The sequence below is a fragment of the Aeromonas dhakensis genome, assembly GCF_002285935.1.
GTDB classification, from domain to species: Bacteria; Pseudomonadota; Gammaproteobacteria; order Enterobacterales; family Aeromonadaceae; genus Aeromonas; species Aeromonas dhakensis.
In genome coordinates this window covers 3,466,173-3,488,093 of record NZ_CP023141.1, presented here as the reverse complement: position 1 = coordinate 3,488,093, position 21,921 = coordinate 3,466,173, and the positions used below count along the sequence as shown (strand labels likewise).

Sequence of the window (21,921 nt, the reverse complement as noted above, 5' to 3'; positions counted from 1 at the left end):
TGGCAAGTGATTTCCCTGCCGGCGGAGTTTTTGCGGGTCCAACGTGACAGGGGCATTCAGCCTCGGTCACGCGTGCGGTCAGCCTCCCATCATACGGGCGGTCTGGATCGCCTCGATCAGCGCGGCCCGGTTGATGCGGGGGCGCTCCTCGTCCAGCAACTGCTGCCAGAGGGCGATGGCCCGGGAGTAGCGACCGTGCAGGAAGTGATCGGAGGCGAGCAGCATCAGGGCGCTCACCTCGCCCTTGTCCTGTTTGAGCGCGCTACCCAGCAGGCGCTGCGCCTCGGGGGTGAGTTGTTGGCCCGCCTGGTAGTAGAGCACGGTAGCCTGGGCGGCCTGGGTCGCCGCGCTGGCGCCTCCTTCTTGCAGGGCGAGACGCTGGTAGGCGAGCAGGGCGTTGGCGTACTCGTCCCGATACAAATACAACTGACCGAGCGCCGCCCAGCCGTCGAGATCGGCGGGGTTGGCTTGCAGGCGCTGGTGCAGGGCGCCCAGCTCCTTGTCCTGCAGATCCCGCGGGCTCAATCCCGCCAGCGGATCGGGGCGCGACTGATAAGCCTGCCACGCCTGATAGCGGCCGGTGCCGGCATAAATGCCGGCCATCAGCGCCAGCAGCAGGGCCCCAAGTAGTACCCAGGAGCGCAGCCTAAGCTGCGGACGGGTGGTGCTATCTCTTATCAGCCGGTCGCGCAGGGCCTGCTCGGCGGTGGGGGTGGCGTTGGCGAGACGGGCCAGCTCCAGCTCCCGGTAGAGGCGGCTGTGGGGGGCAAGCCCCGCCTGCTGCTCGGCCATGATCAGCCGGTTCAGCTCGGCCCTGGGGTCCTGGGCGAGCGCCCCCTCGGCTCTGTCGCCGACAAGCGGCACCCGGGTCGGTTGCCGGCGATGCAGGCTCCTGCGCAGGCGACTGAGCGCCAACAACAGCAAGAGGGCGGGGCCGCCCCACAGCAGCGCCGTGCTGCGCTTGAAGGGGGGATCGTAGCGCACGAAATCGCCGAAGCGCTCTGTCATGCGGGCGATCACCTGCTCATCAGACTGCCCCTCGTCCACCCAGCGGTAGACCTCGAGCCGCAGATCCCGGGCGATGGGGGAGTTGGACTCCACCAGGTTCTGGTTCTGGCACTGGGGGCAGCGCAGGGCGCGAGCCAATTCCTGAGCACGGGTCTGCCGCTCTGGGTGGCGAAACTCATAGGTGTCGACCCCACTGGCAAGGGCCCCGAGGCTCAATGTCAGCAAGAGTGGCGCGATCAGGGCGTGGCCGAGACGGCTCATTGCTTGCTCTCCTGCACTTGTTTCTCCACTTCTCTCTCCACTTCGGGCTGGCTGGCGGTGTTGCTGCGGGCCTTTGCCAGCAGGGGGGCAAACTGGCGTTGCCAGACTTCCCGGGTGAGCTCACCCGTGTGGCGGGTCAGCAGGGTGCCGTCGCCGGCAAAGAGATAGGTCTCCGGCGTGCCGTAGACGCCGAGCTCCAGCGCGAGTCGGCCGTCGGGGTCGGCCAGCACGGCGCGATAGGGGTTGCCCGCCTCGGTGAGCCAGGCGCGGGCGGCGTTCCCCTTGTCCCGGTAGTTGAGGCCGTAGAGGGGCACGGCGCTAGCCAGCTCACCCAGCAGCGGATGCTCGGCGCGGCAGTTGGGGCACCAGCTGGCCCAGACGTTGAGCACGAAGGGCTCCCCCTTGAGCGCCGCGGTGTAGATGGGGGCGCCACCAAGCAGATCGTCACTCTGCCAGGCCGGCAGGGTGCGCCCTGCGACGGCCTCATCCTGGCTGTAGGGGTTGTTGCCAAGGCCGAGCCAGAGCAGGGCACCGAGCCCCAGGGTGAGCATGAGTGGCACGAACAGGCGCAGACGGGCGTTCATAAGGACTCCTGTTCGAGCCGAGGGTAGGGGGCGGTCGCTGGCGCAGGATGGTTAGCCAGCAGCGGCCGGCGGGCGAGCAGGCGCAGGGCGCCACCCGCCATCATCAACAGGCCGCCGAGCCAGATCCAGCGCACCAGCGGCTTGTAGTGCAGCCGCATGGCATAGGCGCCTGGCCCCATCTTCTCGCCAAGCACCACGTAGAGATCGCCAAGCATTCCCCATTTGATCCCGGGCTCGTTCATGTTCATGGTGCGCACGCTGTAGTGGCGCCGCTCCGGCGTCAGCCGCGCCACCTCTTTACCGTCTTTATGCGCGCTCAAGGTGATGCGCTCGGCGGTGTAGTTAGGGCCGATGAGCGGCTCGCTCCCCTCATAGCGAAACTCGAAGGCGCCGAGCCGATAGGGCTGGCCTGCGGCGAGTACCGCGCCCCCCTCCTGACTGTGGTGACTCACCTGCGCAATGCCGAGGGCGCACACTGCCACCCCGAGGTGGGCCAGCAGGCTGCCAAGCCGATTGAGGGTGAGTTCGCGCAGGGCGATCGGTTGCAAGAGCGGGAGCAGCAGGCTGGCCATCAGCCAGAGGCTCAGCACGTTGGCCGCAAGCCCCAGCCAGCTTGCCCGCAGCGTCTCGGGATAGGCGAGGCTCAGCAAGGCGCCCCCCAGCAGGCCGAGCAGGCATGGGAGCAGCACCCTGATGCGGCGCTGGGCTGCCAGATGCTGCCAGCGCAGGCGCGGCAGCTGGGTCATCAGCGCCATCAGGCAGAGGGCCAGCGGCACGAAGATGGTATTGAAATAGGGGGCGCCCACCGAGAGCGAGCCCAGATGGAGCGACTGGAACACCATGGGGTAGAAGGTGCCGAGCAGCACGCTGGCGCAGGCCACGCTGAGCAGCAGGATGGCGGCGCCGAGCAGCCCCTCTTTTGACAGCAAGCCAAAGCGGGCATAGGGGGCGCGAATGTCCGCCCGCAGGGCAAACAGGGTGAGGGCGCAGGTCAATAGCAAGCCGAGCAACAACAAGAGGGTGAGGCCGCGGCTGGGGTCCACCGCAAAGGCGTGCACCGAGGTGAGCACCCCGGAGCGCACCACGAAGGTGCCGAGCAGGCTCAGCGAGAAAGTAAAGATGGAGAGCAGCAGCACGGCGTGGCCGTAAGCGCCGCGCTTCTCGCACACCACCAGGGCGTGCAGCAGGGCGGTGCCGAGCAGCCAGGGCAAGAGAGAGGCATTTTCCACCGGATCCCAGAACCACCAGCCGCCCCAGCCGAGCTCGTAATAGGCCCACCAGGAGCCCAGCACGATGCCGGCGGTGAGAAACACCCAGGAGCCGAGTGCCCAGGGGCGGCTCCAGTGGGCCACGGCGCCATCAAGCCGACCCGAATGCAGCGCCGCCATGGCGAAGGCGAAGTTGACCGCAAAGCCGACGTAACCGAGATAGAGCAGGGGCGGGTGGATGATGAGGCCGATGTCCTGCAGCATGGGGTTGAGATCGCGCCCCTCCAGCGGCCCTGGGAACTGGCGGTCAAACGGGCTGGAGAAGATCAGGGTATAGAGGCCGAACAGCCCGACGATCAGCCCCATGATGGCCAATACCCGTGTTGTGATCAGCGGATCGACCCGTTTGGAGCAAAGGGCGACCAGCGCGCCCCACAGCCCCAGCGCAAAGACGAAAAAGAGCATGGAGCCCTCGTGGCCGCCCCACACGGCCGCCAGCTTGAAGCCAAGGGGCAGGGCGCTGTTGGCGTGCTGGGCCACATAGACCAGGGTGAAGTCATCCTGGCGAAAACCGCTGGCGAGCAGCAGCAGGGCTGCCCCGAGCAGGAGCGCGACCAGGAGGGCCAGCGGTGTTGCGCAGCCCAGCAGCGGGCGTGAGGCGAGCCGCAATCCCAGCCAGGGCAGGGTGCCTTGCAGCAGGGCGAGCCCGGTCGCCAGCAACAGTGAGAGATAGCCGAGCTCCGCCAGCACACAACCTCCAGTCAATCATTCGTCTATGTTATGCCGCAGCGTCTGCACCGTACCGGCGCTGGGGGATAACATCCACCTCTCTGGCAACAACCAATCGCAACAACTCATCGCAACAAGTCAGCGCCAGTCACCGGAGGGCGGCTGGCGCTGGTGATCATGTCTTTAAATTACTGTCATCTGGCCGGCGTATAGCACGAAGTAGCGCAGCAGCAGGATCCCCACCAGAGTCAGGCTGCAGACCAGCACCAGATAGCCGTTTTTGGCCCGCAGCGGCGCGGGGGCTAGCAGGGTCAGCAACTGGGGCAGCAGCATGCCGATGCCCACCACCCCGAGCCAGAACACCTGAGCCCAGAAGCCGCTGCCGATGGCGGCCCACATGGCGGCCTCCTTCTGGCCGCCACCGAAGTAGAGGCCGGTAAAGAAGCAGACCAGCAGCAACACCTCCACTGCCAGCACCGGCCGCTCGAAGCGATGGACAAAGCTCACCCCTAGGCTGTGATGGTTCTCCTTGAACAGGGTGACCGCCAGCAAGATGGTGGAGGCGATGCCAGAGCTGACGCCTGAGATGAGGAACAGCACCGGCAGTACCGGGTTGTTCAACAGCGGATAGGTCTTGAGCGCCGACAACAGAAAGCCGGTGTAGGCCCCCAAGAGCACGGCAAGCAGCAGCAAGAGCGGCGCCAGCAGCCGCTCGATGCGGGCGAGCCAAACGATGAGATTATCCACAAAGGCGAACTTCTCTTGCAGCAGGTGACGACGCAAGGTCTCAATTTCGGAGCGAAACACCACCGCCAGCCAGGCGAACAGCACCGCCATGTAGACCTGGAACAGCATGACCCCCATCGACATCACGGAGTCGAACTGGTAGTGGAACATCAGCTTCCAGAAGGTCCAGGGGCGGGCCAGGTGGAAGATGAGGATCAGTAACCCCAGCACCACGCTCACCGGCGCCAGAATGGCAGTCGCCTTGATGATGCCGCTCTCGCTGCCGGCCCCCTTGCGGCGCAGCAGCACCGAGAGGGTGGTGGCCCCGGCGGAGATGCCGAGCAGAAAGAGATAGATGGCGATGGGCCAGTCCCACACGAGGGAAGGGAAGTGAAATGCGTCATGCAACATGATCCATTCCTCCTTCTGTTACTGCGGTAGATGGCGATCGGACAAATCCCCACACGAGGGAGGGGAAGTGAAACGCCTCTTGCATGGTCATGACTTTATCTCCCCTTTGGGCACGCGGTACATCTTGGGCGAGGTGCCGAGTGCCTGCTTGTAGCGATAGGTGGTCTCCTTCACCAGCCGTTTGGCGATGGGGCTGTCCGGGTCATCCAGATTGCCGAACACCAGCGCCTTGGTGGGGCAGGATTCCACGCACGCCGGCTCCTTGCCCGCAGCCAGGTTGGTCTTGCGGCAAAAGTCGCACTTGTCGGCCACCTTGGTCACAGGGTTGATAAAGCGCACCTGATAGGGGCAGGCAGCCAGACAGTACATGCAGCCGACGCAGAGATCCGGGTTGACGTCGACGATGCCATCTTCCTTGCGGATATGGGAGGCACCGGTGGGACAGACGTGCACGCAGGGGGCGTTGTCGCAGTGCTGGCAGGACTTGCGAAAGAAGTGGTACTCGGCATCGGGAAATTCACCGATGGGGCCGGAGCGGATGATCTCGAGGCGCGAGACCCCCTCTGGCACCTGATTCACCTCCCGGCAGGCATCCATGCAGGCGGTACAGCCGATGCAGGCCGTCTCGTCGTGGATCATGCCAAAGCGTACCCCGTCGATGGTCTGGCTGTGGGCGAGGGTGGTGGCAAGGGAGCGGGTGTTGGCACGAGCAGCCCCCGTCATCATGATGAGGGCCCCCGCGCTCATCCCCGCCATGAAGTGACGGCGAGAGCAGCTCATTGTGCCTCCTTGCCCGAGGTGGTGTTCGCCTTGGCCGCCTTGACGGCCTCATGCTGCTTGCTGTGGCAGTCGACGCAGAGCTTGATGCGGGATTTCTCCGGAATTGCCACCATGGGCTCCTTGGCCGGGTGCAGCTGGTGGCAGCTGGTGCAGGTGAGCTTGGTGGCGTGCACGTCGTGGGCCCAGAGCGCCTCGCGCAGCGGTTTGGGCTCGTGACAGCTCATGCAGACCCCGTTCTGCTCGGCGATGGGGTAGCTCTCGGTGCTCTGTTTGTTGTTGAAGCTGTCGCTAAAGCGCATCACGTCCTTGACCCCTTCCCTGTGTTTGGGGGAGGGCTGACCATGGCAGTTGGTGCAGGTGACCGGCGCCAGGTTGTTGGGGTTGGTCGCCTGGCCATGCTTGCCGTGCATGCCGTACTCCTGCTCCTTGTGGCAGTCGGTACAGGCCTTGTCGGCACTGCGCAGAAATTCCACTTCATGTGTAGTCGGTGCCGGGGCGGTTGCCGCATCGGCGGCCTGGCCCTGCAGGCTGGTCAGCAGCATGGCTGCCATCAGCATCAGTCGTAAGAAATCCATCGTTAAATCACCCATAGGAAGCCTCCATCCGGCGGCGGGCCCGACACTGCGGGCCCGCCTGCCTCGTCATTGTGCGAGCCGTCCGGCCGCTTTGGCCTCGGCATCCCAGGCGGGGACTGTGGTCTTGAGGAACTGGGCCTTGTCGCTGTTCATCTGCTTCATGTCCATGCCAAGAGCGGCCTGGGCCTTCTCCTTGCTGGAGATGTCTGGAATGGCGATCTCCTGGCTGAGCCCCTTGGCGGCCAGCAGGCGTGCCAGCTTGGTGCGGGCATCGGCGGCCTTGTCCAGGGCGGTCCCCAGCATGCGCAGCGCCACTTCCGGGGCGTGCATCTGCACCCCGTGGGAGGCGATGGAGAAGTCCCAGCGCCATTGGGCGTGACGGATGTCCTGCAGGATGTCCTTCATTTCGGCCTCGGTGGCGCCGGCATCCCAGGCGGTCTTGGCTTCAAAGTGGGCGTGCACCAGCTGCTTCTCGACCCTGAGCTTGAGATCGTGAATGGCATCCTTGCGCTGCTTGACCACCCCTTGCAGCATCTCCTTGTTCTGGGTGTGGCAGTTGCGGCAGGTCTGATCGAAGCGATCGAAGGGGTTGCCCACCTTGTGATCCGTGTAGACCTTGCCCTGTTCGTTCTGCACCTTGGGCATGTGGCAGTCGACGCAGGCGACGTTGTTCTGGCCGTGAATGCCGGCGCGCCAGGTCTCGTACTCGGGGTGCTGGGCTTTGAGCATGGGGGTCTTGGAGAGGGCGTGGGTCCAGTCGGCGAAGCCTATCTCGTCGTAATACTGCTCCATCTGCTCCACCGTGGTGCCCTTGTCCCAGGGGAATTTCACCGCCTTGGTGGGGCCGGTGAAGTAGTACTCCACGTGGCACTGACCGCACACCTGGGACTGCTGATCGAACCGGCCCTGCTCCTTGAACGGCTTGCCAATGGCGGTCATGGCCCGGTCGGCATAGGGACGGGAGAGGTGCAGGGCGGGTTTGCCCTCCTTGAACTCTTTCGAGGCGGTGTCGTGGCAGTCGGCGCAGCCGATGGTGTTGACGATTTCCGGCCCACCTTTTGCCCACATCCCCTTGAAGTAGCCATCCTCACCCTTCTCGTCGATGACGCGGGCCACGTCCGGGCCTTTGCAGCTCCAGCAGGCCATGGGCAGGGGGCCATCCTCGGCGCTCTTGGGGGCGCCGGTACGCAGGGTCTCCCGCACGTCGGTCAGCGCATAGAAGTGGCCGCGGGGTTTGTTGTAATCCTTGGCGAAGGCGTAGCCGGCCCAGAGCACCACCATGTTGGGGTCCTCGGCCAGGGCATCGGTGCGCTCGCGGCTCTCGCCGGTCGCCTTCCAGCTGCTGAACTGATCGGCGTGATCCTTGGCGAACAGCTCGCTGCGCGCCTCTACTTTGCCCTTGGGCTGAGCTTCGTCGGCCGCTTGTGCCCAGCCGCTGGTGCCAAGGCAGGTGGTAAGCAGCAGGGCGGCGAGGCCCAGCCTGGTCTGTCTGTTGTGTGAACTCACGATCATCACTCCCAAATCGATCTCATTGCCAAGCCTGACCGTTCCATCCTGGAGCTGGGCATCAGCCCCCACGCAAGGCAGGAGCAGGCAGGCCGATTAATTGTTATTAGTGAATAAAACCCATGTATTTATGCGATTGCTCGAGCTGGATATTACCAAATGGGTAAAACGAATGATGATTTATCGGGGGCGGGATTGCGCTAGATCAATTGGCGGAGCCGGCAACAAGCGGAAATGAGATCCCGGTTAAATTATGAGGAAACTCAACTTATTGCACCATTGTTAACGCCGCTGCCTGGCGACAGTGGGCACAGTTGCCCGCCAGCCCGCATCCGGCAAGGAAATGTGCATCAAATGGCGCGAGCTGTATTCATTTAGGGATAGAAAATTCCTAATGAATATATATGCATTAATAAATTCAGGAAAGGGAGTCATGATGATCCCCTGATTGCCGGATTCAATCAGGGGATTGTCCATGGATACCATGGCCTATTCGAACGATGATCCAGTAAAAAGAGCCGGCAATTGCCGGCTCTTTTTCCATCTGGTATTTGCTTGTCGGCCTTTTTGCCGAGCGGGCCGTCTGGCCGGGCGTGACAAGGGGATCAGGCCAGTGCCTGGGCCAACAGGTGGATGGGGTGTTCGCAGCGGAACGCCGTGCTCATCTCGATCTGCCATTTGCAGGTTTCGCAGTCGGTGATGACCAGATCGGGCTTGAGCCGGTTTATCTGATCAAACAGCCCCTCGCCGATGGTCTGGCTGGTCTGGTAGTTCTCCGACTTGAAGCCGTAGGTGCCGGCGATGCCGCAGCACTGGGAGTCCAGCACGGTCACCTTGACGCCGGGGATGGCGCGCAGCAGCTCGAGGGTATAGATGACGCCCCCCATCTTCTCCATGTGGCAGGGGGTGTGGTAGGCGATGTGCAGATTGAGCGGTTTCATCGCCGGCTTGTTGCCCTGATAGAACTCGTTCCACAGGAAGCGGGTCACCAGCGAGATGCGATCGCGCACCTTGTGGTTGTCCTGCTCCAGCAGGTGGGGATATTCGTCGCGCAGGGTAAAGCCGCAGGTGGAGGAGGTGGCCAAGAGCGGCATCTCGTTGCCGAGCAGGGTGTTCTCCAGCTGCTGGATGTTGAAAGCCGCCTGCTGCTTGGCCTTGTCCATGAAGCCGTTGGCAATCAACGGCACGCCGCAGCACTTCTCCCGCTCCAGCAACTGGACGCCGATGTTCATGGCGTTGAGCACTTGCACCAGCTCCTTGCCAAGCTGCGGGTGGTTGTAGTTGACGTAGCAGCCGTGGAAGTAGGCGATCTGGCGCTCGAAGCGGGCCTGACTCGCTTTCTGCTTCTTGTACCAGCCGCGGAAGGTGCCCTGGGAGTACTTGGGCAGGTCGCGGTGGGAGGAGACCCCCAGCGCCTTGTCCAGCACCAGCTTCATCGGCTTGAGGCCGGTGGTGAAGTTGACCACCGGGGCCATCAGGGTGGACATGCTGCCCATCAGGTCGGTGTGGGAGAGCACGAACTCGCGGATCCCCGGCTTGAAGCCGCTGTACTGGTGCTTGGCCTTGGCGATGATGTCGCCGATGCGCACTCCGCTCGGGCAGGCCACCTCGCAGCGCTTGCAGTTGGTGCAGTACTTGAGGGCGCTGTCAAAGAGCTCCGGGCTCTTGATGCGCAGCCGCTCCCCATCCGGGCCCGCCTGCTTGGGGCCTGGGTAGGCCGGGTTGGCCTTGGCCACCGGGCAGTAGGCGGTACAGACGGTGCATTTGATGCACTGATCGAAGGTTTGGTTGGCATGATCCAGTAGCATGTCAGTTCTCCTCCCGTTGGGTGTGAAGGCACGGGATATGGGTCGAAATCATCATTGGGCTGAACTCAAAATGTGACCGGCAGCCTGCCAGCCGGTGGCAACCGCGACACCTGAGCCTGACCCTTCTTTTATGGGGTCATAGTGCGCCAGCACACTGCCGGCGCCGTAGAGGTTGACGAGCGGTTTGCCGCCACGCAGCACTCTGAGCTTGTCGTCGGTCTTGACCCCGAAGCCCATGAAGGGGTGGTGGTCGAACAGGCGGCGGCCGGCCCAGGCATCGCGCTCGGGCAGGCTCAGCACGTCGGCGTTGAAGATGGGCTCACGAATGCCGCGCAGGCGCGACTCCAGCCCGCGGCTGAAGAAGCTGCCGGAGGCGAGTACAAAGTTATCCGCTTCAAAGAGTTGATCGTCGCCATTCTGGCTGTGCACGCCGATGACCCGATCGCCGTCGTAACGGGCTCCCAGCACCCGCTCGCTGGTGAGGAAGGTGCCGCCAAGGGCCATGAAGCGGCGCTTGAGGGCCTCCTGCATCCGCATGCCGATAAGCGACGGCGGCATGGTGGCCACCTCCTTGATGATGCAGCCAGTGCGCTGCTCCAGCTCCGTCAGGCGCGGGCCGACCAGCCCCAGCGACAGGCAGGCGGGCAGCACCAGGTGGCGGCATCGCGGCTCACCGCTCTCCTGCACCATGCGGCTGATCTCGCGGGCCAGATCCGTCAGCAGGTCATGCTGGCCATTGCCCTGCTTGTCAAACAGGCGGGCGATGTCGGCGGAGCGAAACTCGTGGGGATTGCGGCTGAACTCGGCCAGCTGGGGCAGCCGAATTTCCCCGGTCAGGATGCGGCAGTGGGCGAAGCGCGCATGGGTCGCCAGGTTGGCGGCCGCGAGCTCGGGGTGAAAGTCGCGAAATCCCTCCAGGGTGGCCAGCAGGATGGCGTCGGGGGCCGGTGCATCGGTCACGCAGGCACAGGTGTCGGGGGAGAGCCAGGTGGCTTTGAGGGTGCCGATGGGGGTCAGCCGCTGGTGGTTGCGCTCCTGGCGAAACAGCGGCAAGCCCTGGGCGGCGCAGTGACGTTGCAGATCATCGAGGCTGGCCGCGATATGGGTCAGCCCCACCTTGCTGTAGGGGTGCTCGGGGTTGGCGGCCATGAAGGCGGGCAGGGCGGTGCGGGGATCTCCCTCGCTCTCCAGCAGATCCACCGAGCCGGAGGAGAAGTGGAGGGCGCTCTGGCCGGAGGCCATCAGCAGGGTCTTCTGGCCGGCCTCGGCTAGGCGCAGGGCCGCGGAGAGGCCTGCCATGCCGCCGCCGATAACGATGCTGTCAAATTTCATGGCTGCGCTCCTTGGTGGGATTGGCGGTGCTGGCGTCCTGCGGGAAGGGCGGCTCGGCCACCAGATGGGGGGCCGTCCACTCGCCAAGGCCGAACAGCCCCTCGTAGATCCAGTAGGTAAATTCGGCCTCGCGCAGGGCATCGCCCCACAGCACGGGGCGGGTGCCCTTGTAGCGCTCTTCCAGGAACTGGCGCAGCATGACGCAGGCTTGGCGGCCGTCGGCCTTGCCGTATTCCTGCATCAGGCCGGCGGCGCGATAGGCACACAGCTCCCCCTGACAGGGGCCCATGCCGAGGCGAGTACGGCGGCGCAGATCCACCAGGTTGTCCACATCCAGCTCGCGCAGGGCGTATTCGATTTCACCCGCGGTCACCATCTCGCACTCGCAGATGAGGGCGTTGGCCTTGGGATTGTCGCGGAAAAAGGCGATGACCCGCTCGCCGTGACGGTACTGGGCCGAGCCTTCAGCCGGCACCGAGAGACCGGGGGCGGAGACCTTCTCCGGATCCCGCGAGCCGGGCAGGCTCAGCTCGGCGGTGCGGCACGGCTTGCTGTTGCCGAGTTTCTTGGCCAGCAGATCGGTGGCCCATTCGGCCATCAGCCGGTAGGTCATCAGCTTGCCGCCGGTGATGGTGTTGAAGCCCTGCAGGCCGTCCCGCTCGGCGTGATCCAGCAGCACTATGCCGCGGCTGATGTTGCGGCCCGACTCGTCGCCATCCACCGCCACCAGCGGGCGAACCCCGGCATAGGCGCGCAGCAATCGGGTGCGGGCCATGATGGGGGCCAGTTTTATCCCCTCGCGCAGCAGCACCTCCACCTCTTCGGGCTCGACGGTGAGCTGGTCAATCTTGTGGTAATCGATGCGGCTCGAGGTGGTGCCGATGAGGGAGATGGTATCGCCCGGCACCAGGATGTCCGCATCCGCCGGTTTGCGGCAGCGGTTGAGCACCAGCTGGTTGATGCGGTAATCCATAATGAGCAGGGAACCCTTGGCCGGGAACATGCGGATGCCGAGATCGGCGTATTCGCAGATCTGCTGGCCCCAGATGCCGGCGGCGTTGATCACCTCCTGGCACTCCACCTCGAACGCTTCGCCGGTGCGGGTGTTGATGGCCTTGACCCCGTGCACCCTATCCTGGGTGCGCAAGAGCCCAAGCACCTTGCTGTGGGTGAAGATGCGGGCGCCGTGCTCCTTGGCATCCAGCACGTTGGCGGCGGCCAGGCGGAAGGGGTCCACCGTGCCGTCCGGCACCTGGATGGCACCGATCAGCGCCGGGTTGACGTTGGGTTCGAGGCGCAGCGCATCGGCGGGATCCAGCTGGCGGGCGTCGATGCCCGCCAGGGCGCAGGCGTCCATGAAGGTAGTTTGAAAATTGATGTCATCTTCCGGCAGGGTGATGAAGAGGCCACCGGTGTCCTCGACGCAGTGGCTGGCGATCCGCTTGAGGATGCGGTTCTCCTGAATGCACTCGCGGGCGGACTCCTGATCCGTCACCGCGTAGCGGGCGCCGGAGTGAAGCAGGCCATGGTTGCGGCCCGTGGTGCCGGCGGCGATATCGTCCCGCTCAAGCAGGATGCAGTCGATGCCGCGCAGTGCGCAATCGCGCATGATGCCGGCTCCGGTGGCGCCACCCCCTATGATGACGACTTGTGTGGTTATTCTTTTCATTCTTGCCCGTCTCATCTCTTCCAGATGGTGCCAGTGTGGCCTGTCTCTGGGCAGAAATGTTTGATATGGGCCAAGTTAATGTTCGCAAACGCTCATTGGTGGGGGTGTTAATGAGCAAATCGTGATTATTGTCACACTCTAATAACAGTAGAGGGGGCCGCTGGGCCCCCTCTGTCGACACGGCGCTCAGCCGCAGCACTTCTTGAACTTCTTGCCGCTGCCACAGGGACAGGGGTCGTTGCGTCCCACCCGCAGCGGCGCCGGATCCTGCTCGCCGTCGGTGTAGACCCAGCGCCCCTGATGGCGCACGAAACGGGATCGCTCATGGAGGCAGTGGCGCTCTTCACCCTCCATGAACCAGGCCTTGAACTCCACCATGCCGAGGGTGTCAGCGGGGCCGCCCTGGCTGGCGAGGATCTCGAGCCCGTCCCATTGGGTGTCGGTCTGGGAGAGCTGCTCCGCGGTCAGTCCGTTCAGATAGTCAGGGTGCCAGCTGTGCACCAGGTACTCCCCCAATCCCAGCACGAAGGCGCTGTAACGCGAGCGCATCAGCTGCTCCGGGGTCTGGGGGGCGGCCCCCTGGTGCAGTGATCCACAGCACAAATCGAGAGAAAGAGTTGAACCGCAAGGGCATTTGTTCATGTGACTGGCCATCTGAGTCGATAGAGATAGAGGGCGGGGATTGTAGCGAAAGCGGGTCCCCGTCGACCAGCATCCTATACTGGTCTGGTAGGAACGGAACACTCATAAAAACAGCTGCAAGGATGTAAAAGATGACGCTAAAGCAGAAAATCCTGTTGTTGGGAGCCGTCCCCGTGCTCCTGATGGCCCTGGTGGTCAATCTCAGCAACTACATGATTGCAAAGAGTGATCTGGAAGCCGATCTGGTGGTGGCGCGGGAGAATGCGATCAAGGATCGCAAGGAACTACTCAGCAGCTATCTGATGCTGGCCAAGACGGCCATCGATGCCGTCTACAGCCAGCCGGACACTCCGGCGGTGCGCAAGCAGGTGATCGAGATGCTGCGTCCACTGCGCTACAGCAGCGACGGCTACTTCTTCGTCTACGACTTTCAGGGCACGGCGATACTCTTGCCGCCCCGTCCCGAGATGGAGGGCAAGAACCGCTGGCAGGACAAGGATGCCAAGGGCAAGCTGCTGATCCAGGAGATCGTCAAGGCGGCGCGCCAGGGGGATGGTTTCTCCGAATACTGGACCGCCAAGCCCTCCATCGGTCGGGACGCCCCCAAGCTCTCCTTCAACCTGGTACTCGACAAGTACCAGTGGATCATCGGCACCGGTTTTTATATCGACGACATCGACAACGAGCTGGCGGCGCTGCGCACCGTACGCGAGAGCAACATGCGTGACTCGCTGCAGAGCAGCGTGCTGCTGATCCTGGTCATTCTGGGGGTGACCCTGGCCGCCACCGTGGTGATCGGCAACCGGGTTACCCGGCCGCTGGCGGACGCGGTATCGGCCCTCAACGACATCGCCGACGGGGAGGGGGATCTGACCCAGCGCCTCAAGGTACAGAGCCACGACGAGATTGGTCAGCTGGCCACCGCCTTCAACCGTTTCGTGGCACGGATCCAGTCGGTGGTGAGCCAGGTGGGGGAGACCAGCAACCATCTGTTCAGCGCGGTGGAGAAGCTGCACCACCTGAGCGAGCACTATGACCATCAGATGCACGGCCACAGCCGGGAGACGGATCAGGTGGTTACCGCGGTGACCGAGATGAGCTCCACCGCCCAGGAAGTGGCGGCCAGCGCCTCCAACGCCGCCACCGCCACCAGCGATGCGGCGCGCGAATCCGATGCCGCCCGCGGTGTGGTGGGCACCGCCATCAACAGCATCAACCGGCTGGTGGGCGAGGTGCACACCGCCTCCGGCGTCATCGAGCAGCTGGCGCAGGAGACCGCCAAGATAGGATCCGTGGTTGAGGTCATTCGCGGCATTGCCGAGCAGACCAACCTGCTGGCGCTCAACGCCGCCATCGAGGCGGCCCGGGCCGGCGAGCAGGGACGCGGCTTCGCGGTGGTGGCGGATGAAGTCCGATCGCTCGCCGGTCGCACCCAGCAGAGCACCAAGGAGATCAACGAGATGCTGCAGCGTCTGCAGGGCGGGGTGAAACAGGCGGTTGACGTGATGCAGGCGAGCGAGGATCGCAGCCAGGAGACGGTGCAGGAGGCGAGCCACATCGCCACCTCCCTCGACAGCATGGTGATGGCGGTCAGCACCATCAACGACATGAACATCCAGATCGCCACCGCCGCCGAGGAGCAGCATGCGGTCTCCGAGGAGATCAACAAGAACCTGGTGGCCATTCAGCAGATCGTCAGCGAGCTGACCGATGCGGCGGTCGAGTCCAACAGCACCACCCGCGATCTCGCCAGCACCGGGGACAAGCTGCGCAAGCTGGTCTCCCAGTTCCGCTACTGATGGGGTGACAAGAGGGGATATCCCTCACAAGATGCGGCCTGGCCCCCGGTTCAGGCCGCACTTTATTTGGGGATTGATCAATAATGTGTGAAAATTGTCGCCCTCTGTGTCAGCTGTTGCCCCTTACCCTATGAATGAGATCGTGAAAGGCAGTATCGATTTGATCCGTCAGCTCAACTATGGCCTGGTCTACGCCAGCCTGGAGGAGCACAAGGAGCTGTCCCGTACCGATCTCTCCCGCCTGACTGGTCTCTCGCCTGCCAGCATCACCAAGATCACCCGCGAGCTGCTCGACGGCGGTCTGGTGGTCACCTGCGGCGAGAGCTCGGTGGGGCGCGGTCGCCGCCAGACCCTGCTGCGCATCAACGAGCGCCGCTTCCAGTTTCTCTCCATGCGCCTGGGGCGCGGTTATGTGGACATGGCGCTGTTCGATCTGGCCGGTCGCTCCCTCGCTCGCCATCGCCATGTGTTCAGCGAAGGGGAGCGAGCCGACCTGCTGGCCAGCCTGGTGCGGGCCATCGAGGGCTTCTTGCCCAAAAAAGCGCTGCGTCTGGCCTGCATCGCCCTCTGCCTGCCCGGGCAGGTGGAGCGCCACTCCGGCATGGTCAAGCACTTTCCCTTCTACGATCTGCGCAACTGGCCGCTCGGCCCGACCCTGCAGGAGGCCTTCGCGGTTCCGGTGCTGGTGAGCGGCGACGTGCGCACCTGGATCCAGGCCGAGCGTGAGTGGGGCGCCGCCAAGAACTGCGCCGATGCGGTGCTGGTGTTCGTGCACAACGACATCGGGGTCGGCATGGTGGTCAACGGCCAGCTTATCGAGAGCGAGAACGCGCTGCTCGGCGATCTCAGCCATCTGCAGCTCGAACCCTACGGTCAGCGCTGCTACTGCGGCGGCTTCGGGTGTGCCTGCACCCTGGTGACCAATCAGGCGCTGGAGGCGCAATACCGGGATCTGCGCGAGCGGATGCAGGAGCACGACCTGCCCGAGAGCGTCACCATTCGCGAGCTGTGCGAGCTGGCGCTGGCGGGCAACAGCCTCTGCCAGGACATTCTCCATCAGGCGGCGGGGCGGCTCTCCCGGGTGCTCTCCAACCTCATCTGTCTGCTCAATCCGGGCAAGTTGCTGCTGGGGGGGGAGATCACCCGCGCCGATCGGCTGCTGTTCCCCATGCTGCACCAGTCGCTGGCCAGCCAACTGCCGGCCGAATACCTGGTGCGGCTGCAGATCGAATCCACCCACTTCTATGAAGATCCCACCAAGCCCACCTCGGTGCAGGTGCACAAGGCCCTGCGCGACGGCAGCCTGCTGCTCGATTTGTTGCGAGGCGACAAGGAGGCATGAGGCTGGGGTTGCAAGGACGCATCCTGCTCATGCTCTGTCTGGTCAGTCTGCTGCAGCTGGTGCTGCTGAGCGGGGCCAGTTACTACTATGTGTCCGAGCAGCGCTACCGCGAGGTGGGGGATCAGGCCCTCGACGTGGCGCGACTGGTGGCGCGAGAGTCCGGTGTCATCGCCGGGGTGAAGCGGGCCGACACCGCCCGCCTCAATGTGCTGGTGGAGCGGATCCGTGCCGAGGTCGGCGCCAGCTACATCGTCATCGGGGACAAGCAGGCGCGCCGCCTGGTGCACCCCAATGCGGATCGCATCGGCCAGCCCATGATGGGGGACGATCCCGAGCGGGCCCTGCAGGGGGAGGCCTACATCTCCCGCGCTCAAGGGTCGCTCGGGGTCTCGGTGCGCGGCAAGGGGCCCATCCGGGACGAGATGGGCAGGATCATCGGCGTGGTGTCGGTCGGTTATCTGGTGCGCGACATCGATGCGGATCTGCAGGGGTTCCTGCGCTTCGGCCTTGCCATGACCCTGCTCATCGTGCTGCTCAACAGCCTAGCCGCCGCCTGGCTGGCCCGCCGTTACAAACGTGCCATCCTTGGCTTCGAGCCCGAGCAGATCGGCCGCCTTTATGCCGAGCTCGACTGCACCCTGCGCACCGTGCGTGAGGGGATCCTCACCATCGACGAGCAGGGGCGGCTCACCTCCCTCAACCCCAATGGTATCCGCTTGCTGCGTCTGGACGAGGCCGCCGCCCGGGCCGCCATCGGCCAGCCGGTTACCCGGCTGCTGCCGGAGAGCCGCATGCTCTCCCTCATTCAGGATCCGCGCCCCCAGTTTGACGAGGAGATAGTGCTCAACGGCCAGTCCCTCATCGTCAACCGGTTGCCGCTGGTGCGGGACGGCAAGCTGATCGGCGCGGTGTCGAGCTTTCGGCGCAAGGACGAGCTGGAAGAGCTCAGTGCCCAGCTCTCCCAGGTGCAGGCCTACAGCGATCTGCTGCGGGTGCAGACCCACGAGCACCACAACCAGCTCGGCACCATCGCCGGGCTCATCGAGCTGGGCGCCACCGGCGAGGCGCTCGCCTTCATCGGGCGGGAGGCGGCCACCGAGCAGAGCCTGCTCAACTTCCTGATGACCGCCATCGCCAAACCCAAGGTGGCCGGCCTGCTGCTTGGCAAGTACCACAGGGCCCACGAGCTGGGGCTGGTGCTGGAGGTGGACCCGGATTCTCGCCTGCACGACATCCCCCTTCGCGTCAGCGGCTCCCAGCTGGTGACGGTACTGGGCAACCTCATCGACAATGCCTTCGAGGCGACCCGCCGCCACGGCGCCCCCTACCAGCCGGTGCGGGTGGCCCTGAGCGATCTCGGCCAGGATCTCATTCTGGAGGTGGAAGACGGGGCCGGCGGCATCGATCCTGCGCTGGCGGATCGGCTGTTCGAGCGGGGGGTGAGCAGCAAGGCGGAGCCTGATCACGGCATCGGCCTCTCTCTGGTGCGCAAGACCCTGGATGCCCTGCAGGGGCAGATCACCATTGAAGCCACGGCGCAGGGAAGTTGCGTCGTCTGTTATATTCCCAAGGAGGTGTGAGTGATCAAGATCCTGATCGTCGAGGACGATCCGGCCATCGCCGAGATCCACCGCCGTTTCGTGCAGCGGCTGGCAGGTTTCGAAGTATTGGGGGTGGCGCTCACCCTGTTCGATGCCAGGGAGCAGATCGCCATCCTCAAGCCCGATCTGGTGCTGCTGGATGTCTGGCTGCCCGATGGCGAGGGGTTTGCCCTGTTGCGCGAGCTGCGCCAGGCCGGGGCCAGTCTGGACGTCATCCTGCTCACCGCGGCGCGGGAGGCCGGTGCCCTGCAGGAGGCGATGCGGCTCGGTGTGGTGGATTTCATCTTGAAACCCGTGGTGTTCGAGCGGCTGCGCGACACCCTCGACAAATATTGCCAGAGCCGCGCCGCCTTGGCGGCCCTGGCGGACATCGATCAGCAGGCGGTGGACGCCCTGTTTGGCACGCCGTTGCAGCAGGTGGCGGCGGGTGGCCTGCCCAAGGGGATCGACGGCCTCACCCTGCAGCGGGTGCTGGCGGCCTTGACCCAGCAAGGAGCCAGCGCCGAGGAGATCGGTGGCCGGGTCGGGGTGAGCCGCACCACGGCGCGCCGCTATCTGGAGTTTCTGGTGGGCCAGCAACTGGCGAGTCCGGAGCTGGAGTACGGCACCGTCGGCCGGCCGGAGCGGCGTTATCGCCAGCCCTGACAGGCGTAACTCCCCATCCTGTCTTGCCAATAAAAAGAGCGCCTGTCGGCGCTCTTTTGCTGTGTGGGATCCGCGAACTCAGCTTGGTTCGGATTGCAGTGTGGCGGCCGGTGCGCGGCGCGCCTGCCACCACTGCCACAGCGGTAACAGCAGCATGGTCAGGGTGATCACCGTGAAGGCCAGGGTGATGGGGCGCTCCCACAGGAAGCTCAGGCTGCCGTCGTTGATCACCAGGGCCCGGCGCAGGTTGTCCTCCAGCATGCCCCCCAGGATAAAGCCGAGCAGCATGGGCGCCATGGGGAAGGTGAGCAGGCGCAGGCCGATGGCGATCAGTGCCACCAGGGTCATCACGTGGATGTCCATGGTGTTGAAGGAGACCAGATAGACCCCGGTCAGGGAGAACAGCAGCACCATGGGGATCAGCACGGGGCGCGGCACCGCCAGTACCTTGGCCAGATAGGGGATGAGGGGGAGGTTCAGGATCAACAGCACCACGTTGCCCAGGTACATGGAGATGATCACCGACCAGAAGACGTCCGGATGCTCCATGAACAGACGCGGGCCCGGCTGGATGCCGTAGGCCACCAGGGCGCCCAGGATGAGGGCCGTGGTGCCGGATCCCGGGATCCCCAGGGTCAGCAGGGGCACGAAGGAGCCGGTGGAGGCGGCATTGTTGGCCGCTTCCGGCGCGGCCAGACCGCGCAGGCTGCCCTGACCGAATTGCTCCTGGCGCTGCTTGCCGGCGATGTTGCGCTCGGCGCCGTAGGCCATGAAGGCGGCGATGGTGGCGCCGGCCCCCGGCAGCACGCCGATGAGAAAGCCCAGCACCGAGGAGCGGGCGATGGGGGGCGCTATCTCCCTGACCTCCTCCTTGCTCAGCTTGAGGCTGCCGAGCTGCTGCATCTGCCTGGCCTCTTCCTCGCTGTTGTCCTTGCCGGGGCGCAATACCGCCATCAGGATCTCCGCCAGAGCAAAGGTGGCCATGGCCAGCAGCAGGAAGGAGAAGCCGTCACGCAGGTCCGGCAGGCCGAAGGTGAACCTGTCTACCCCGACGCTGCGGTCGATGCCGATGGTGGAGATCATGATGCCGAACAGCGCCATGATCAGCGCCTTGAGCACCTGCCCCTTGCCGGCAAAGGCCGCCACGGCGGAGAGCCCCAGCACCATGAGGGCGAAGTAGTCCGCCGACTGGAAGGAGAGGGAGACTTTGGCCAGCAGGGGCGCCGCCACCATCAGCATGATGGCGGAGAGGGTGCCGCCGGTGAAGGAGGCGTAGGCGGCGATGGCCAGCGCCTTGCCCGCCTGTCCCTTACAGGCCAGCGGATAGCCGTCGAAGGCGGTGACCACGGTGGCGGAGCAGCCGGGGGCGTTGATCAGGATGGAGGAGGTGGAGCCCCCGAAGATGGCGCCGTAATAGACGCCGGCCATCAGGATGATGCCGGAGGAGGGATCCAGGCCATAGGTGATGGGGATCATCAGGGCGATGGCGGTGACCGGGCCCAAGCCCGGCAGCATGCCGATAAAGGTGCCGATGAAGCAGCCAAGCACCACCATCATCAGGTTGACCGGCAGCAGTGCGGTGCCGAGTCCTTGCAAGATTCCGTCTAACATGGTGACTCCTTAGAAACCGAGCAGGGTGAACAGGCGACCCGGCTCCAGATAGACGTGGAGCCCCTTGGTGAGCAGGGCCCAGAAACCGATGGAGAAGGGGACGCTGATCATCAGGCCGTAGCGCAGGCTGGGCTCACCCAGTACCCGGATGCCCACGCTCAGGAAGGCGATGGTCGAGAGCACGAAGCCAAACCAGGTGAGCCCCAGTCCGTAAATGACCATGAGCCCGAGCAGGATGAAGACCCGGCGCCAGTCCCCCTCTTCCCGGCGCAGAGGCTCACCCCCGGGAAAGAGCACCAGCAGCAGGGAGAGCAGCGCCCCGATCCCGGCCAGGGCATAGGGCAGGGTACTGGCGGTGAAGGGTTCGTATTCGTCGCCGGGGTAGCCCGGTATCTCGGTGGCGTAATAGCCATAGGCGAGGGAGAGCAGCAGAAACAGCAGACCCCCCAGTCGCTCCTTGGTGATGTTCATCTTTTGACTCCAACATGAGCGGCGGGCCTGCGCCCGCCTGCGATGTGACAACGAGGGTTACTTGATGAAGCCGAGCTCGCGCATCAGGCCGCCGATCTGCTGCTCCTGGCCGTCGAGGAAGGCGGTGAACTCGGGACCCGACTTGTAGAGGTTGGTCCAGCTGTTGCGGCTGCGGACCACTTCCCACTCCGGCTTGTCGTACATCTGCTTGAGCAGGGCGGCAAACTCGGCGGATTTCTCCGGGCTGATGGTGGGGGAGGCGAAGTAACCGCGCCAGTTGGCGAAGACGGTGGGATTGTTCTGCTCGCTGAAGGTGGGGATCTGCTCCGCCCCCGGCAGGCGCTTGTCGGAAGTGACCCCGAGGATCCGCATCTGGCCCGACTTGACCGCTTCCATCGCCTCGCCAAAGCCGGTGGAGATGGCCTGGGTCTCCCCGGCCAGCACGGCGGCCATGGCGCTGCCGCCGGCATCGTAGGCGACGTAGCGCAGCTTGCTGGCGTCGGCACCGGCGTTCTTGAAGGTCAGGGCGGCGACCAGGTGATCCAGGCTGCCACGGGCGGAGCCACCGGCGATCTTCACCTTGGCCGGGTTTTCCTCGTAGGCGGCCAGCAGCTGGGCCCAGTTCTGATAAGGGGAGTCCGCCTTGACCGCCAGCGCCTGGTAGTCGGCGATGATGGCGGCCACCGGGGTCAGATCACGGAAGGACTGGGGCAGCTCCTTGGAGAGGGATTTGACGATGATGGGGGTGGAGTTGACCATCAGAGTCTTGTCGGACTGGGCCGAGGTCTCGATGAGGTGGGCGATGGCCTTGGCGCCGCCACCGGCGGACATGTTCTGATAGGAGACGGTCTTGACCAGACCGGACTTGGCCAGCACTTCACCGGTGCCGCGGGCCGTGGTATCCCAGCCGCCGCCGGCACCGCCCGGGATCAGGAAGTGGACTTCGTTGATCTGGGCGTGGGCGCCGAAGCTCAGTGCGAGCAGGCTACCGATCAGGGTGCGCTTGAAGGTTCCTTGCAACATGGTGCTCTCCTTGTGATTGTTGCGGGAAGGTTAATTAATCATGTCTGACTGGAAAACAATCTGACCGTAATGGCTATTAAGGCTGTTGTGGCCATTTTGTTCATTCTGGTCACGACAGGGAGAACTGCTCGCTCATGGCAGGCCGGAAGGGGGCAGGCTGCACTGCGCCGCCGGCTGAAAAGGCGCGAGG

At 64.5% G+C, this 21,921-nt stretch carries 18 protein-coding genes; 4 read left to right on the top strand and 14 right to left on the bottom strand.

Translation table 11 applies throughout. The features are described 5' to 3' along the window. Positions 1-78: 78 nt before the first annotated feature. The 11 genes from nrfF to CK627_RS16175 all read right to left on the bottom strand — a co-directional run bounded on the left by nrfF (position 79) and on the right by CK627_RS16175 (position 13,239). The gene (gene nrfF, locus CK627_RS16225; protein WP_095592866.1) at positions 79-1,269 is read right to left on the bottom strand and encodes a heme lyase NrfEFG subunit NrfF; all 1,191 of its coding nucleotides are present in this window, start codon (positions 1,267-1,269) and stop codon (positions 79-81) included. Then, entirely contained in the window at positions 1,266-1,853 is a 588-nt protein-coding gene (locus CK627_RS16220) for a DsbE family thiol:disulfide interchange protein (protein WP_095592865.1), read from the bottom strand. Before CK627_RS16220 ends, nrfF begins: the two co-directional genes overlap by 4 nt. Beyond that, positions 1,850-3,811 carry a heme lyase NrfEFG subunit NrfE gene (gene nrfE / locus CK627_RS16215; RefSeq protein WP_095592864.1) on the bottom strand — a complete coding sequence of 654 codons (1,962 nt, stop codon included), beginning with the start codon at positions 3,809-3,811 and terminating at the stop codon, positions 1,850-1,852. Before nrfE ends, CK627_RS16220 begins: the two co-directional genes overlap by 4 nt. Positions 3,812-3,973: 162 nt before the next feature. Next, positions 3,974-4,927: a cytochrome c nitrite reductase subunit NrfD gene (gene nrfD / locus CK627_RS16210; RefSeq protein WP_095592863.1), complete on the bottom strand. Its 954-nt coding sequence runs from the start codon at positions 4,925-4,927 to the stop codon at positions 3,974-3,976. Between the two features lie 87 nt (positions 4,928-5,014). Then, a complete protein-coding gene (nrfC, locus tag CK627_RS16205) occupies positions 5,015-5,707 on the bottom strand; it encodes a cytochrome c nitrite reductase Fe-S protein (protein WP_095592862.1) in 693 nt (230 codons plus the stop codon). Further along, positions 5,704-6,297: a cytochrome c nitrite reductase pentaheme subunit gene (gene nrfB / locus CK627_RS16200; RefSeq protein ID WP_095592861.1), complete on the bottom strand. Its 594-nt coding sequence runs from the start codon at positions 6,295-6,297 to the stop codon at positions 5,704-5,706. Before nrfB ends, nrfC begins: the two co-directional genes overlap by 4 nt. Before the next feature lie 51 nt (positions 6,298-6,348). Next, complete coding sequence (gene nrfA, locus CK627_RS16195) at positions 6,349-7,794, bottom strand: ammonia-forming nitrite reductase cytochrome c552 subunit (protein WP_095592860.1); 1,446 nt, start codon at positions 7,792-7,794, stop codon at positions 6,349-6,351. Between the two features lie 599 nt (positions 7,795-8,393). Next, positions 8,394-9,596, bottom strand: coding sequence for an anaerobic glycerol-3-phosphate dehydrogenase subunit GlpC (gene glpC, locus CK627_RS16190; protein ID WP_095592859.1), 1,203 nt, complete (start codon positions 9,594-9,596; stop codon positions 8,394-8,396). 51 nt (positions 9,597-9,647) lie between these two features. Continuing rightward, the gene (glpB, locus tag CK627_RS16185) at positions 9,648-10,928 is read right to left on the bottom strand and encodes a glycerol-3-phosphate dehydrogenase subunit GlpB (protein ID WP_095592858.1); all 1,281 of its coding nucleotides are present in this window, start codon (positions 10,926-10,928) and stop codon (positions 9,648-9,650) included. Next, positions 10,918-12,597 carry an anaerobic glycerol-3-phosphate dehydrogenase subunit A gene (gene glpA, locus CK627_RS16180; RefSeq protein ID WP_095592857.1) on the bottom strand — a complete coding sequence of 560 codons (1,680 nt, stop codon included), beginning with the start codon at positions 12,595-12,597 and terminating at the stop codon, positions 10,918-10,920. The genes glpB and glpA overlap by 11 nt, the downstream gene beginning before the upstream one ends. A 186-nt stretch (positions 12,598-12,783) precedes the next feature. Then, on the bottom strand, positions 12,784-13,239 hold the full coding sequence (locus tag CK627_RS16175; RefSeq protein WP_080629053.1) for a YchJ family protein: 456 nt from the start codon (positions 13,237-13,239) through the stop codon (positions 12,784-12,786). 131 nt (positions 13,240-13,370) lie between these two features. Here CK627_RS16175 and CK627_RS16170 point away from each other — a divergent pair, with 131 nt between their 5' ends. The 4 genes from CK627_RS16170 to CK627_RS16155 all read left to right on the top strand — a co-directional run bounded on the left by CK627_RS16170 (position 13,371) and on the right by CK627_RS16155 (position 18,626). Further along, a complete protein-coding gene (locus CK627_RS16170) occupies positions 13,371-15,038 on the top strand; it encodes a methyl-accepting chemotaxis protein (protein ID WP_017785459.1) in 1,668 nt (555 codons plus the stop codon). Positions 15,039-15,168: 130 nt separating this feature from the next. Continuing rightward, positions 15,169-16,380 (top strand): ROK family transcriptional regulator, encoded by a 1,212-nt coding sequence (locus tag CK627_RS16165; RefSeq protein WP_005300317.1) that lies wholly within the window; start codon positions 15,169-15,171, stop codon positions 16,378-16,380. Beyond that, positions 16,377-17,960, top strand: a complete 1,584-nt coding sequence (locus tag CK627_RS16160) for an ATP-binding protein (protein WP_095592856.1) — start codon at positions 16,377-16,379, stop codon at positions 17,958-17,960. The genes CK627_RS16165 and CK627_RS16160 overlap by 4 nt, the downstream gene beginning before the upstream one ends. Further along, positions 17,961-18,626, top strand: a complete 666-nt coding sequence (locus CK627_RS16155; RefSeq protein ID WP_017780091.1) for a response regulator — start codon at positions 17,961-17,963, stop codon at positions 18,624-18,626. Positions 18,627-18,704: 78 nt separating this feature from the next. On the opposite strand, the gene CK627_RS16150 is transcribed toward CK627_RS16155, so the two are convergent. From CK627_RS16150 to CK627_RS16140, 3 genes are read right to left on the bottom strand one after another with little or no spacing between them, the layout of a single operon-like run. Then, the gene (locus CK627_RS16150; RefSeq protein WP_017765438.1) at positions 18,705-20,237 is read right to left on the bottom strand and encodes a tripartite tricarboxylate transporter permease; all 1,533 of its coding nucleotides are present in this window, start codon (positions 20,235-20,237) and stop codon (positions 18,705-18,707) included. Positions 20,238-20,246: 9 nt separating this feature from the next. After that, on the bottom strand, positions 20,247-20,708 hold the full coding sequence (locus CK627_RS16145) for a tripartite tricarboxylate transporter TctB family protein (RefSeq protein WP_095592855.1): 462 nt from the start codon (positions 20,706-20,708) through the stop codon (positions 20,247-20,249). Positions 20,709-20,765: 57 nt separating this feature from the next. After that, positions 20,766-21,731, bottom strand: coding sequence for a tripartite tricarboxylate transporter substrate binding protein (locus CK627_RS16140; protein ID WP_005300332.1), 966 nt, complete (start codon positions 21,729-21,731; stop codon positions 20,766-20,768). Positions 21,732-21,921 lie beyond the last annotated feature (190 nt).